This window comes from Paenibacillus sp. FSL F4-0097 (assembly GCF_038593125.1).
Taxonomy (GTDB): domain Bacteria; phylum Bacillota; class Bacilli; order Paenibacillales; family Paenibacillaceae; genus Paenibacillus_AQ; species Paenibacillus_AQ odorifer.
This window is the reverse complement of record NZ_CP151965.1, coordinates 3593794-3607985: the sequence shown is the minus strand read 5'-3', so window position 1 is coordinate 3607985 and position 14192 is coordinate 3593794. Positions and strand designations below refer to the sequence as shown.

10 protein-coding genes are annotated in these 14192 nt (G+C 42.7%); 1 reads left to right on the top strand and 9 read right to left on the bottom strand.

All coding sequences use genetic code 11. The features are described from left to right. Positions 1–45: 45 nt before the first annotated feature. The 6 genes from MHH86_RS16135 to MHH86_RS16110 all read right to left on the bottom strand — a co-directional run bounded on the left by MHH86_RS16135 (position 46) and on the right by MHH86_RS16110 (position 8134). Positions 46–1668: a response regulator gene (locus MHH86_RS16135; protein ID WP_076143644.1), complete on the bottom strand. Its 1623-nt coding sequence runs from the start codon at positions 1666–1668 to the stop codon at positions 46–48. Next, the gene (locus MHH86_RS16130; protein WP_076143646.1) at positions 1668–3407 is read right to left on the bottom strand and encodes a sensor histidine kinase; all 1740 of its coding nucleotides are present in this window, start codon (positions 3405–3407) and stop codon (positions 1668–1670) included. Before MHH86_RS16130 ends, MHH86_RS16135 begins: the two co-directional genes overlap by 1 nt. 294 nt (positions 3408–3701) lie before the next feature. Next, positions 3702–5288 (bottom strand): extracellular solute-binding protein, encoded by a 1587-nt coding sequence (locus tag MHH86_RS16125; protein ID WP_076143648.1) that lies wholly within the window; start codon positions 5286–5288, stop codon positions 3702–3704. A gap of 66 nt (positions 5289–5354) precedes the next feature. Continuing rightward, positions 5355–6224, bottom strand: coding sequence for a carbohydrate ABC transporter permease (locus MHH86_RS16120; protein WP_036677077.1), 870 nt, complete (start codon positions 6222–6224; stop codon positions 5355–5357). A gap of 13 nt (positions 6225–6237) precedes the next feature. After that, positions 6238–7185, bottom strand: coding sequence for an ABC transporter permease subunit (locus MHH86_RS16115; RefSeq protein ID WP_036677080.1), 948 nt, complete (start codon positions 7183–7185; stop codon positions 6238–6240). 373 nt (positions 7186–7558) lie between these two features. Then, the gene (locus tag MHH86_RS16110; protein WP_341138590.1) at positions 7559–8134 is read right to left on the bottom strand and encodes a TetR/AcrR family transcriptional regulator; all 576 of its coding nucleotides are present in this window, start codon (positions 8132–8134) and stop codon (positions 7559–7561) included. Positions 8135–8340: 206 nt separating this feature from the next. Here MHH86_RS16110 and MHH86_RS16105 point away from each other — a divergent pair, with 206 nt between their 5' ends. Further along, entirely contained in the window at positions 8341–9363 is a 1023-nt protein-coding gene (locus MHH86_RS16105; protein WP_076274556.1) for an MBL fold metallo-hydrolase, read from the top strand. 199 nt (positions 9364–9562) lie between these two features. Here the strand turns inward: MHH86_RS16105 and MHH86_RS16100 are convergent, their stop codons facing one another. The 3 genes from MHH86_RS16100 to cydD all read right to left on the bottom strand — a co-directional run bounded on the left by MHH86_RS16100 (position 9563) and on the right by cydD (position 14138). After that, the gene (locus MHH86_RS16100; protein ID WP_143760499.1) at positions 9563–10186 is read right to left on the bottom strand and encodes a hypothetical protein; all 624 of its coding nucleotides are present in this window, start codon (positions 10184–10186) and stop codon (positions 9563–9565) included. A gap of 383 nt (positions 10187–10569) precedes the next feature. Further along, positions 10570–12297, bottom strand: a complete 1728-nt coding sequence (cydC, locus tag MHH86_RS16095; protein ID WP_342479357.1) for a thiol reductant ABC exporter subunit CydC — start codon at positions 12295–12297, stop codon at positions 10570–10572. After that, positions 12294–14138, bottom strand: a complete 1845-nt coding sequence (cydD, locus tag MHH86_RS16090) for a thiol reductant ABC exporter subunit CydD (protein WP_076106652.1) — start codon at positions 14136–14138, stop codon at positions 12294–12296. The genes cydC and cydD overlap by 4 nt, the downstream gene beginning before the upstream one ends. Positions 14139–14192: the final 54 nt, after the last annotated feature.

Genomic DNA, 14192 nt, shown 5'->3' with positions numbered 1-14192 from the left:
TTTTTTTACATGATTTCGCGAAAAAATCACACATTTTTTGCAACCTTAATTGGATTCATACCGTGTCATTTTTATCCGATATTGCTTAGGAGTATCACCCGTATATTCTTTAAATAATTTGCAAAAATAACCTTCATTCACAATTCCTACTTCCTCGCACAATTCCAATATAGAATAATCCTGAACATTTAACAGCTCGAGAGCTAATTGGATTTTTTTACGATTGATGTAGCTGATAACGCCCTCGTTCATTGTTTTTTTGAATAAGCTGCTAAAATACGATGGAGCTAAATTCACTTCCTCGGCAATCGCCTCGAGCGTTAATCGCTGTTTCAGGTTTTTCTCTATAAACCGCATAGCACTCATGATTTCTATACGATGTAAAAGTTGGCCAGCGTGTACATATTCGAAGGTAAAGTCGCCAATATAGGCAAGCTGCTCCCGAAAAGCTAAAAATTCTATGGGAAACTCTGCTACTTCCGTGGCCAACTTGTTCCCCGATTTAAACTTCACAATAATGTCTCTGTACAAGTCTCGTAGCATAGGCGCCATGATGGACTTATGGATTTTATGGTCCGTAACAAATTGGTTCAGATCAGCAAACGCTTTCTCCAGCTCTTCCTTGGAAACCTTTCTTTTCACCCCAGCAAGAAAATCAGCCAGTTTCTGCTGAAATTCTTCTTTTCTGTCATTATGGTAATGGAACCGATGCATGGGTGTTTTTACTACTTTCTCTGTATGATAATAGAAATCATCACTCACATTTTGTGCTTCCGTGTAAGCTTGTTTGATGGATTCCCAGCCTCGGTGCTGACCTCCAAAAGCGACAGATACCCTTTGATTCAAATATTGATGCAAATGGGAGACGATCTGCCCCCCCAGTGTCTGGCAATCATATTCCGTTTCCAGATCACTACGATTATTTTCCCAGGAAAGAAAGCCAATAAAACGATTATCGGATAGATCCGCAGCTACACCACTGCCGCCATTCATCACCGTTTCTTCGATTATATTTGTAATCGCATACCGCAAGATGTTTTGATCAGACGCTGAATAATCATTTCGGAAACTTTCATACATATTCATTTCGACAATGAAGCAGCGATAGTTGGCTTGAAAAAAATGGAACTGCATGCGATTGGCAAAATCCGATGCCCGATGAGAAGGAATTTCGCCTCTGATAAGCTCGTTAAAAAATTGCTTGCGGACTCTATATTTATTTTCAAGCACGGATACGTTTAACGATTGAAATTCCGCTTCTTTTTTCTTTACCTCATTTAAAATCCCGGCTGCCTTATCTAAAGCTCGATCCAAATCCGCATCCCTGAGCGGAACCTTAACAATGTACTCCAATACGTTGGCTTGAATAGCTCTCTGGGCGTATTCAAAGGATGAATAAGCGGTCAAAAGAATGAATTGGGTATGGGGAAGCTTTGGCTTTAGCTGCTCAATCATGGAAATCCCATCCATTCGCGGCATGACGATATCAGATATTACGATATCCGGCTTAAGCTTTACGATCTCCTCTAACCCCTTCAGCCCATTATTCGCTTTTCCCACTAAATGAAATCGCATATCCCTAAGGGAGAGCTCGTGAAAAAACAATTCCAATCTCTGAATGATTAGATCTTCATCGTCAACAATGAAGCAGGTGTAGTCTCTCATCATCATGCATCTCCTTTAAACAAGCCTGCTGGGAATAAGGCGCGAACCCGGGTTATTTCCTTAGGTATGCTTATGATTTGGAGCCCGAATTGTTCTCCGTAGTGAAGTCTGATTCGGTCATGAATATTGTTTAACCCGATTCTTTTTCTTTTCAATTCCACATCCCCCGGTTCTGAAATTAAAATATGCTTTATTTTATAAGTTGGAATTCCCTCGCCCTGATCAACTACTTCTATGATGACATTGCCGCCCTCCCTGTACGCATGAATAGTAATAGGGCCTTCGATCCCCCCACCGTTATAACCATGGAAGATACTATTCTCCACAAGGGGCTGCAGCAGCATTCTAAAAACCGGAAAATCTATTAGCCCTGCTTCGATATTTTCGATTAAGTGGAAGTTTCTGTTATAGCGGATGTTCTGGATCGCGATATAGTCCGATACATTTTGCAATTCCTGACGCAGTGATACCTTCTCCGAAGCGTCGGCTATCCCATATTCCAATATTGAAATAAGAGACTCAATCACCACATCTACTTTCTCTATTTGTCCGAGTCGTATGACATTGCTGATAGAACCAAGCGTGTTATACAGAAAATGAGGGTTTATTTGAGACTGCAGTACTTGAATTTCCAGCTTGCGTTCAAGTTCATTATGAAGCTCTGCTCCCCGAATCAGTTCCACAATTTGCTGCAGCATACGATCGAATGCTCGGGAAAGATCTCCAAACTCATCGTTTCGGTTAATCGATATTGTAGTTGTGAGGGAGCCTTGCTCCACCCGCTTCATTTTTGTTTTGAGTGCATAGAGCGGAGTCCTTATATATTTGGCAATAAAGAAGGAAACGAACAGACTTAAGAGAAAACCTGCAGCTAGAAGCTCTATATAATAGGTTTCCAATCTGGATAAAGCAGCTTTCAAGCGTGATTCATCGTTGATTGAGATGATGGTCCAGTTAAATTTTTCAGTCGGTTTTTTCAGAAGGGAGACCTGAATCCCCTCCTTGGTGTGCAGTTGAAGGTTTGTTTCTGTAGTATCCAGAATTTGTTCCGCTGACGTTTCACCGATTGAAAAAGTATGATCTTGAACATTCAGGGGGCCTTTATTTTCCGAAAACCCGGCAATGATTTTTCCCGATGCGGTGATTAGAGCCAAATTCATTTGTTCTTTTTTATTAATCTTGAACAAGGTTTCTTCAATGGCATTTAGATCTAAGTCTACCGCAATGGCCATAGGAAACGGAGCACTGTTCAGATATCGGACCATCGTAACTGTCCAGCCGGAATATTTAGATTTGTAAGGATCACTGACAAATGTAATCCTTCTGTTCTTGTCAGCTGCCTCAAACAATGGTTCTCTTTCAGCTAAAGGTTCATCAAATATTCGGGTAGGTGTACTTCCGCCTAGAATGGATAAATCGCTTTTGATCAAATAAATATTACTGACGTAATTACTGTTGAGTTCATACAGCTCTCTTAATTGCTTTTTAATCACGTCCGGATTGTCAATGTTGGCTTTCACCGATGACTCGACCGAGAACAACATCGTCTGGAAGGAGGAAAAATTAACTGTGAAATACTGATCAATCTTATCAAGTATTTGGTTGGTGTAATAAATGTCAGAGGTTCTTATTTCCTTTTGGACATAGCGATAAGACAATTGGCTTATCAAGATTATGCAGCTTAATACAAATGCAAACACGATAAAAAATAGTTTTAAAGGCAAGCTGATTCTTCTTCGCATCGATCATCTTCCTTTTAAATCTGTAATAAACAAATAATAGCATATGATAAGAAGAAACGCCTTCGGCGTCCTTTTTAAGGACGATAAGCGTTTCTTCGAAAAATAGAAGGATAAAGTATAAAGTAAAAAGTAAAACTTAACCTTCTTATATTTCAATAAAGAGAGGGGCTAATTATAGCCGCTCTCTTCGTTTAAAAGATAAGAATTTATATGCTTCGCGCATAAATGTTCCTTATCTTTCTCGCTGAAACGGTACCGCCCTTTAAAAGGACGGCGAAGCCGTTTCTACTTGATTTACTTGATTAAGCCTGCTTCTTTAAATTGCTTGATTACTGAGTCTTTATACTTCTGCATGTCAAACTTAGTTTCCAATGTATTGAGGAAATTGTCCCAGTTCGAAAGAGGTTCTTTGCCAGTCATAAATTTGACCAAGCTTTCATTAATGTAACGTTGGCGGTCAGCTGCCAATGAATCGTTCGGGTCTTCAGTCAATAAATTCCCGGGCAACGTAGCCGCCACGTATTTCTGGTTGTTCTCAAAAGCTTCTGCCGTCTTAGGATTCTGGAAGCTGAAGTACTCAGCATCATCACCACGACGCGGCATTCTATAATGATCGACCCATAAGTACTTTTCTTTCATTTCCTTTGATAATTCGGAGGTTTTATTTTTGATCTTGCCGTCTACCAAATCCCAATGAATCCCTTTAATTCCGTATGCAAAATTCGGATAAGCTTCTTTGTCCGTAAAGAGATAATTCAGCATGGACAAGATCCGAATGATTTTGTCCTTATCCGCTTTCTTGGATATGGCCCATGAATTGCCTTGGAACGATTTTCTCTCTACAATTTGATCACCATAAGGACCTGTCATTGGAGGAATAACGATCCATTCCGGCACCTCTCCACTGATTTCTTTCATTTTTTGCTGATAATCTGGTTCCAGCCTGCGGGCATCCCTTATCATGAAGCCAACTTTACCCTTAAATAACTTTTGGTCCAATAAATCGGGAGTATTCATCGTCACCCAGTCTGGATCTACAACTTTAGCTTCCATCATTTTATTGATATAAGCGAGTGCTTCTTTCATTTTTGGGTCGGTAAACAGGAACACTGGTTCATTGTCTTTCACATCAATGGCTGAGGGAGGATTGACACCAAACATCCACATCAAACTATCGAAGCCGTAGGTTTGCAGATTACCTTCTTTATTCATTCCACCTATGAATCCGTACGTATCATTTTTGCCATTGCCGTCAGGGTCTTTCTCTGTAAAGGCTTTCATAACTTCAAATAGCTCGTCAGGTGTTGTTGGCACTTCCATATTCAGCTTTTTCAGCCAATCATTACGGATAAAGAAGCTTCGACTAATACCGTTTACGTTATCATAACCTGGAACCCCAATGGTTTTTCCCTGATAGGACATCGCCTCCCAGGAGTCGTTGCTAAAACGTTTCTGCAATTCAGGAAATTGATCCAGATACGGTGTCAAATCCGCAAGAACGCCTTGGTCATAATATTGTGCGAGATCAGCCCGGCTCTTTAAGAAGATCAAATCTGGAATATCTCCGCCAGCAATGAGCGTATTTAATTTAGTCGTTGCTTGCCCTGATTGAGGAATCAGCATTTCCAAGTCGATATTTACTGCTTTCTCCAACATTTGGCGTTGGATATCTTCTTCACGGGGAGGAATCGGAGCAGCAGCATTGAAAGTTCCTTGGTTAAACATCGAAATTTTCAATTTGGTTTCAAAGGGACTAGACTGGCCTTGTGAATTACCCGAAGCTGTCGATGTAACCTCTTTTTGTTCCCCACAGCCTGACAATACTGTTCCCACACCGACCATTGCTGTCAGAATAGCAAATGTAATCGCTTTACGTTGCATAATGACCTCTCCTTTGCTTCTATATTATCACGGTTTCCCCGTAACAACTCAGGTTGGAATATCTTTTTAACCTTTAACCGATCCCAAGAGCACACCTTTGGTAAAATGCTTTTGCATAAATGGGTAAACGATCAAAATCGGAACTGTAGTCACGACAACTGCTGCCATTTGTATAGCGAACGTACTAACAGCTCCGGTATTGGCAAGCGAATCAGCACTTTGTGTTGCGACGTTAAGCAGGATGTTGCGCAAGATCACTTGAAGCGGCATTAAGTTGGAATCATTGATATAAACAATAGCATCGAAGTAACTGTTCCAATGCCCGACTGCGTAAAATAAAGAAATTGTGGATAGGACGGGCAAGGACAGAGGTAAGATGATCCGCCATAGCGACTGAAGTTCACTTGCACCGTCTACCCTCGCTGATTCCTCGATTTCAGCAGGCAATTGCTCGAAAAAGCCTTTAATGATTACCAGATTAAATGCACTAATGAGATTTGGAATAATCAATACCCACGGGCTGTTTAGCAATCCCAGAGAGCGGACTAGTAAATAAGTCGGAATTAATCCTCCCCCAAACATCATCGTAAAGACAATGAATAGTAAAAATGGGCTGCGACCTGGCAAATATTTTTTGGATAACGGATATGCCGCGATTACCGTAAAGAACACATTGAGAGCAGTGCCCACAATCGTTCGAAACAATGTAATTTTATACGCCTGCCCAATACCATGAGAAATAAATACTTCTTTATAGGCTAGAAAGGTAAAGGTTTCTGGTATAATAACAATTCCTCTTCTTAGCACTTCCGATTCTGGTGTTACTGAAACAGCAACCACATATAGAAAGGGTAGTAAGCAAAGTAGAGCTAGCAAAATAAGAATAAAATAAACGAATGCTTGCCAGACCTTTTCTCCGATTGTCAAATTGATCATTTTGATAACCACCTCACCAAATTTGCCCATCGAATTTTTTGGCGAGCTTATTCGCTGCCAACACTAAAACAAATCCGATGACCGCTTTAAATAATCCCACAGCAGTAGCCAAGCCAATCTTAAGTCGCTCGAGCCCTTCACGGTATACCCATGTGTCGATAATGTCGATCTTCTCCTGATTAAAGCTGTTGGCAAACATGAATATTTGGTCAAAACCAGCATCCAGAATATGGCTTAATTTAAGGATCAGCATCAGAATCATAACGCCTCGAATGCCGGGAAGTGTTACATGCCATAGCTGTCTCCACTTGGAAGCGCCATCAATTCTAGCCGCTTCATATAAGCTTGGATCGATTCCTGCTAATGCTGCAAGGTACAATATCGCTCCCCATCCAATATCCTTCCATATTTCAGATAAGATGATCAGCAGTCTGCCCCAGGCAGGTTCCGTTAGGAATGAGATGGGTTCAACTCCAGTTTCCTTCAAAATCATGTTAAAAAGACCATCCCCTGGGGCTAGTAATGCCACCATCATTCCATAAACAATGACCCATGATAGAAAGTGGGGTAAATAAGTGATCGTTTGTACGATTTTCTTAAACCATTGGGTATAAACTTCATTGAGCAGCAAAGCAAGTATGATAGGAGCTGAGAAACCGAACAACAGCTTATACAGGGATATGATAATCGTATTTCTCATGATGTCCCAGAAATAAACGCCGTTCATAAAATCTGTGAAATTTCTAAATCCCACCCATGGGCTATCCCATAGTCCCAAAGCTAGGTTATAGTTTTTAAAGGCAATAATGATTCCCGCCATAGGAATGTATTTGAATACGGCAAAGTAAACTAATGCCGGGAACAAGAGAGCGTACATCACTTTATACTTTTTTATCGTCCTTATCCATGAGTTCCGCTTTTTGGGGAGGGGAATGGCGTCCGCTGCCAATTTTGCTTGCATATCATCACCTCGTCTTTATTTGTATTTGTATAATAGCATCTCGTTATTGGATAAATTTCTGTAATTTCAAGAATTTCTTATAAGATATTAAGTAAGTACAGCCTCGGATAATTCGAATACAATAGGCATGATTGTCTTGCATTAAAGCTCGTACAATAACTCTGACACGAAAGTTTGAGTATAGACCAAATACAATCCTGAGGTCCCAAACAAAAAAAGCCCTAGAAAAAAATGGGCTTAATTTAATGAGTCTGTTTTTATATAATGCATCCACGTATTTTATTTTCCATTAATAAAAACTACATTCATGAACAAAAGTCATCCTCCAGCGTAAGTTTAGAGTTCTCAATATATAAATCAATAATGCTTATGACTAGGCCAAAATTCCTTTAACAAACAATGAGACACTATGCTTGTAGAACTCTTCCTCGGTGACGAATTGGGATTGATATTGCCGATGAATCAGCTCGCTCATCTGAAATCCGTAACACATCGAGAGAAAAGACATTGCGACAAGACGCTCATCCTGCCTGGCGATAACTTTTTTCTTCTGCAAGCGTTCAAAATATTCAACCAGCAAGGAGTGAAGTTTCGCCGGCGGATCGGCCAGCACTCTGTCTAATTCGGGAAGCATTCCTTTGTCGCGGATGCCAATCAAAATGATGTCCGCATTTTTATGGAAAAATAAACGGTACTGCTGACTTACATTCAGCAGATCGACTTCCGGATTATCGGTCGCTTCCTCTTTTAACAGCTTCTCAAATTGCGGAATATCCGAATGTCTTTGAATGATGGCTTCCAATATCCCTTGCTTGCTTCCGAATTGCCGGAAAATCGTAGATTCATTTACTTTAGCTTCCGTTGCAATGGCTTTGGTGCTTACACCCCGATAGCCATTCTTTTTGATGAGACGTGTCGCGGCTTCAATGATTCTGTCTGAAGTTTGCATTGTAGTTCTCCTTTTGCATATGTTAATCCTATTCTACTACAAGTTTTGCAGTCAGGTACCACTTGCGTGAGCATGCTCTTTTACTATCATATCGCATAGAATAAATGCAAGCAAGTACTCGCTTGCATTTATTCTTTTCATTCTCTATAATAATGACTTAGTCAGTATGCCTTATCCTAAAAACATATACGTAAAGGAGAATTTTTATGAAGTATGGACGTATTATCCAAAAACCTCGCGTTAAATTTTTTGAAGTCGCAGATGGCGTCTTTGCTGGTATTTCGCCGTATCGTGGGATCAGTTGGGCCAATGCCGGATTCATCAACAAGGGTGATGGGTTGGTGTATGACACGTTCTTCGATTTGTTCCATGCGCGGGAAATGCGGGAGGTTTTTATGGAAGTAAGCAACGGCGGCTCTCCCGCATATGTGGTGAACTCGCACTATAACAGCGACCACGCCTGGGGAAACAAAGTGTTTGAAGATGCTTGTATTATTATGCACAAGGAAGCCTCCAGAGAGCGTCTCACCGAAAATATCGCTTGGATGGACAGCGTCATCAGAAGAGGAAAGAATTCTCCGGAATCGACTCCGGGTGAGCGGTTTTTTGCAGCGGAATTTGAAGGATTCGACCTGGAAGGCGTAGAATGGGTGCTCCCGAGTATTGAGATAAAGGACGATATCAACATCCGTCTTGGCGATACAGAAGTTATGATTCACAACGTAGCTCCAGCCCATTCTGATAGTGACTTACTGTTGTGGATGCCAAAAGAAAAAGTGCTGTTCGCTGGCGATGTCGTGTTTAATGGTTGTACGGCATACAGCGAAGAGGGAACTCTCAATTGGGTTAAAGTGCTTGATCGCATTATTGATGAAATTAAACCCGAAATCGTTGTTCCAGGGCATGGCGCCATTTGCGGCTTGGATTTCGTGAAGGAACAGCGAGACTACCTCTTGAACCTGATCAGCGAGTTCAACAAGCATTACAATGACGAAATCGATTCCTTGTCCCTGACCAAGCAAATGGATATTTCCCTCTTCCTTCATTGGATTCAGCCAGAACGATTGTATGTTACAGTGGATATCCTATTGAAAAGCAAACGAGGGTTACCACCCCTTCCAATTTGGAACGAGGTGCCTGCTAAGCTGGAAGACATGAAAGCTTTTTTGGCTGGAAAATATGACAATCAGATCAAGCCATGGGACCCTATGAGTGTTTGGCAAGAATAGCAATTTACAGCTAACCTATGAAAACAAAAGAACCGCCCTGTCGCAAATGATGCGAACAGCGGCCGTTCTTTTGAATTGTTCCACGAAATTAAAAACGGTGCTTAGAAACGATTATGATAAAAAATGGAGAAGGACTATGACTTACTAGAGGGTATCCCCTCATTTGGATTGGAGAAGATTCCCGTTGTTGTTGGACTTATTATTCCAAATAACCTTCGGCAAGTTTCATCAAGGTTTCTTTGCTTACCTTATTCAAGTCCCCTTGTATAGTATAGGCGTATTTCACCTTTTTGTCTGGGCTCTCGTATACCCATTTCAGCTCGTGCCACTGCGAAGGACCAAATTCTGTATGCAGCATTTCTACACCCTTCACTTGAACCTTCTCCTGCTTAAATTCAACTTTCTCGTCAATATACGATGTTGGGTCGCTTTTCCCGCTCAGATTATTGATCATAACCCCGATTTTATCTTCGCCATTTTGATACGTAACATTGAGAAGAGAAAACTGATCTGTCATTTCAACAGACATCATTGCATAGCCCTTATTGGACTCTTCCGCCTGTTTTCTCAGCTTTTCTGCCATTTTCTTTTTTTCTTCCGAAGAAGGAGGATTCACTTCCTGAGCATTTTTAAAGATTACGTCCGCCTTTTGGAAAGTATAATTTCCATTGATGTTGTCTGCGATCTTAATGGATTTATCCGTAATCTTATCGCGCAATTGAGATGGATTGTAGAAGATAGTCAACTTTGTTCCAAGATCTGTTTGATGATTCGGGTTATTGGCAACCATATAAAACAGCCCTGCTTCCCCGTTCTTTAGCACCTTTTCCTTAAGTTCAAAAAATGCCTTGAAACGATCTGCCTCATCTTTCGATTCTGTTTTTACGCTCTATACAACGAAGAGCTCGACCCAAAATGTGACAGCAATAAAGATCATTACAATCTAAATCGAGCTTCGCAAGGAGCTTGTGTGGCCCTTTTCCGTTGGAATGTTTGTCCTTTTTTCGCCATAAAAATATCCCCTCCAAGTGTCACTCGAACCTCCATGATAACATGCAGGTTTTTTCGAGTGTCTACTTGAAGGGGATAATACCAAACAAGATCAACCTTTAGTTTTTATCTTAACCATTTTTTGAATCAATCGTGCATAAACCATCGGAATCTGAGAAGTGACATTTGCAACAAGTTGATGTGTTTGGTCTATATTTACACTTCAACTTCTCCGATCATTTGCTGTTCGATTTGTTTCATCTCATAAAAATAGCCTTTTTGCCCCATCAACTCCGAATAGGACCCCGTTTCGACTACCCTGCCTTGGTCCATGACCACAATCTGGTCCATCTCTTCCAATCCGGTTAGCCGATGACAAATCAGGAGAAGCGTATCATTAGCCGCCTGTGCGTAGAGATGCTTCAATACGTGATGCTCTGTCACATAATCCAGCGATGAAGTTGGTTCGTCCAGAAGCCATACCCGTCCTTTGCGGAGCATCGCTCGCGCCATAGCCAACCTCTGCTTCTCGCCGTCTGACAGATTCTCCCCTTTTTCATACACCATATCGGTCAACGATGTATCGGGCAGCTGCATTTTAGCTAGCACATCCAACAATTGTTCGTCACCGTGTTCTTCTCCATTCAGCAGCAGGTTGTCCCGAATCGTTCCCCGGAAGAAATGACTTTGCTGAAATACCACATTAGCCGTTTGCCAAATGCTCGTCTCGTCCAGTTCCTTCACCGAAATACCGTTTAATCGTATCTCGCCAGCCGTTGGTGTTCGCAGTTTGAGCAGCAATTCGATAATTGTTGATTTTCCTGACCCACTCGGCCCGACTATTGCCGTTTTGGAGCCAGGTAAAATGTGCAGGGACATATCCCTGAGTGCCGGTCTCCACTCCCCTTCATATTGAAATGTAACATTGGATAGTTCCATCGTAACAGCATGATTAACAGGCAATGTGCCACTTGGTTGCGAAGACTGCTCATCAAAAGTCTGAACTGTTTCCGTCAGTCGTTTGGCTGCGTGTTCGCTATCCACTTTATACGCGGGTAATGTGGCCATAGCCGTCGCTTCTTCAAATACGGTTTGTGATGCCATAACCAACATGGCAAGAAATACGCCTGCAAGCGCTCCTTCCATAATTAAACAGGAGCCGAGCGTCAGCACTCCCCAGGAAACGAGAAATGTAACAAAAGTATGCATCGATTGCCCGCGCAGCAAGTGCCCGGCTGCTCGTTGCTGTTCAGTTGCCAATACAGCGGAAGCATGCTGAAGCTGCTCCTCCCGCTGTGCCAATTGACCATATACTTTCAAATCCCGGAAACCGTACAACACTTCGGTAACTTCCGTGGACAGCTGCGCCCTCTGCTCACGAACGCGTCCATGTGTTCTCCGCTGCCCGAGTAACACAATTCCCGGTACAACGAATGCCGTTACCAGCATACCTATTACAAACAAAACGGCAATCCAGATCGAAAAGGTAGAAGTAAACAGCACCGTAGCCAAAAATACCATGACGACCATGATCGGAGGATAAGCGACTCGCAAAAAATAATTTTGCAAACTTTCCACATCCCCAACGATCCGCGCAAGCAGATCCCCGCTTCGATTTTTGTTCAATATACCAGGCGTTAAAGGAATAAGCTTGGCGAAAAAGGATGTACGTAAACGGCTAAGCATGGAGAAAGTCGCCCGGTGAGAATACAAGCGTTCTCCATAACGACTCGCCGCCCGAAGCAGACCCAGCAGTTTGACCATGGAGGTGAGTACAATTAAAGTATAAAGCGGTGGCGCAAATACCGTTTGTGAAATCAGATACCCGCTCGCAGAAAAGAGTGCCACACCGGCTATGCCGGCAATAAATCCACCCAAAATCGAAAGAATGATATCCTTGCGCTCCTGAATCATCGCCTTTGACAGAACAGCCAGTTCATTCATGAGGATATCCCCCCTTTCCGCTCTACATCAATCATCTCGGCATACTGAGGCAGGCGCTCCAGAAGCTCGTCATGTCGTCCCGAGTCCACCAACACTCCATTGTCCATAAACAAAATCTTGTCGGCTTGTTGAATCGTATATAATCGGTGAGCCACCGTAATCATCGTAGCCGTTTTTGCCAGTTTGGCTATGGAGCGTTGCAGTACCCGCTCGGTGTGCAAATCCAGTCCAACTGTGGGTTCATCAAACAAAATGATAGCAGGACGCTTCAAAAAAGCGCGTGCTAAGGCAAGCCGCTGCTTTTCCCCACCAGACAGTCCCCGGCCTCCTTCACCAACAAAGGTATCAAATCCATGCTCTAATTGGGCTGTAAGCGCAGCGAGTCCGGCTTCCTCCCCCGCCCGCTCAATTTCAGCTCTGGAGATGTTTCCACCAGCACCAATCGCAATATTTTCAGAAAATGTGCCTGCAAAAATATACGGATGCTGTGTAATGTAGCTAACATGTTCGAACCATTCGGTTTCATCGTATTGCGAGAGTGGACTTCCATTCACCAGAAGCGTACCCGATTCTGGTTTCAGCAGACCGGCAATGAGATGTAGCAAAGTCGTTTTGCCGGAACCGCTTTTGCCAACAATCGCAATGTGTTCTCCTGGGCTAAGCTTGATCCGCCCCGTCTTAAGCTCGAAAGAATCTGGAGCATACTGAAACCGAAGTTGGTCAATTACGATAGACGGTGGTATTAAAAGGTCTCCAGAATGGGCAAGTTCCAGTTTGCTTATTCTGTCGGTCCTATCCCCGACCTTATCTATGCTGTCGATCTCGTCGATTCCATCGGTTGTTAATGCTCCTTCAATGCCATTAGCGTCCCTGCTCTCCCCTGCCGTTTCCTCAAGCATCTGTTCCACCTTACGAACCGCACCCATACTTGTCCGGCCGCTGTGAAAGGCTGTTCCCGTATTCTTTAACAGGTTGTAAAACTCGGGAACGAGCAGCAAAACGAAAAAGGCAGTGTGGAACGTCATAGCTTTGAAAACAAGCAACTGGATGGCCAGTTCGAGAGCCACAATACCAATGCTTAGCATCACGATTGATTCCAGCATGAAGGTATTCGTAAACGCAATCTTCAAAATACCCATCGTGGCATCACGATAACCCAAGCTACTGCGTTCAATCTCCTGTTGCTGACGGTGAGCCCGTCCAAATATTTTCAATGTCACCAGTCCTTGAAGAGAGTCCAGAAACGTCCCTGAAAACTCAGCGAGTTGCGCATATTTTTCTTCGGATTTGTTCTTCGTTTTCAGCCCTACCAAAATCATGAACAGCGGGATGAACGGAGCAGTAAACAATAGAATGAACCCCGTGTTGGCATGTTGGATAAATGTAACGACCAAAATCAGAACCGGGATGATAGCAGCTTCCATCATACGCGGCATGTATTGACTGAAATAACTATCAGCCTCATCCACAGCATCCAGAGCAATACTGACCTTCCCTCCCGTCTGTCCACTAAGGGTTGAAGGCATTGAAGCATGGGTCAAGTTTTGCAGCACGGCTGCGCGCATATTTGTCTTGGCAGCAGCTGCCATATGCAAGCCAACAATACCGTTTCCATAAGACAATAGTGTGCGTACAGCCATAATAGCCAGAAGTATACCGAGCAACAGGATAACCGATGAAAATGAAGCTCTCTCCACAAAAATCCGTTGGACTGCTTCAGCAAGCAGTCCAGCCTGACTCACAATAGCTATACCAAGCCCGAGCGAAATGATTGCGAGGAGAGCCATGTTTTTCCTTTGTGAAGACATTTGTTGAGAAATCAAACTGGATTTCCTCTTCACAGATCACACCTCCTTTATATATAGGCTTGTAGGGAAACCTCAAACATGCCGTAA

Coding starts and splice junctions, on each gene's coding strand:
- MHH86_RS16135 (WP_076143644.1), bottom strand. CDS start 1,668: ATGATGAGAGACTACACCTGCTTCATTGTTGACGATGAAGATCTAATC.
- MHH86_RS16120 (WP_036677077.1), bottom strand. CDS start 6,224: ATGATCAATTTGACAATCGGAGAAAAGGTCTGGCAAGCATTCGTTTAT.
- MHH86_RS16110 (WP_341138590.1), bottom strand. CDS start 8,134: ATGCAAACTTCAGACAGAATCATTGAAGCCGCGACACGTCTCATCAAA.
- MHH86_RS16125 (WP_076143648.1), bottom strand. CDS start 5,288: ATGCAACGTAAAGCGATTACATTTGCTATTCTGACAGCAATGGTCGGT.
- MHH86_RS16105 (WP_076274556.1), top strand. CDS start 8,341: ATGAAGTATGGACGTATTATCCAAAAACCTCGCGTTAAATTTTTTGAA.
- MHH86_RS16115 (WP_036677080.1), bottom strand. CDS start 7,185: ATGCAAGCAAAATTGGCAGCGGACGCCATTCCCCTCCCCAAAAAGCGG.
- MHH86_RS16130 (WP_076143646.1), bottom strand. CDS start 3,407: ATGCGAAGAAGAATCAGCTTGCCTTTAAAACTATTTTTTATCGTGTTT.
- cydC (WP_342479357.1), bottom strand. CDS start 12,297: ATGAATGAACTGGCTGTTCTGTCAAAGGCGATGATTCAGGAGCGCAAG.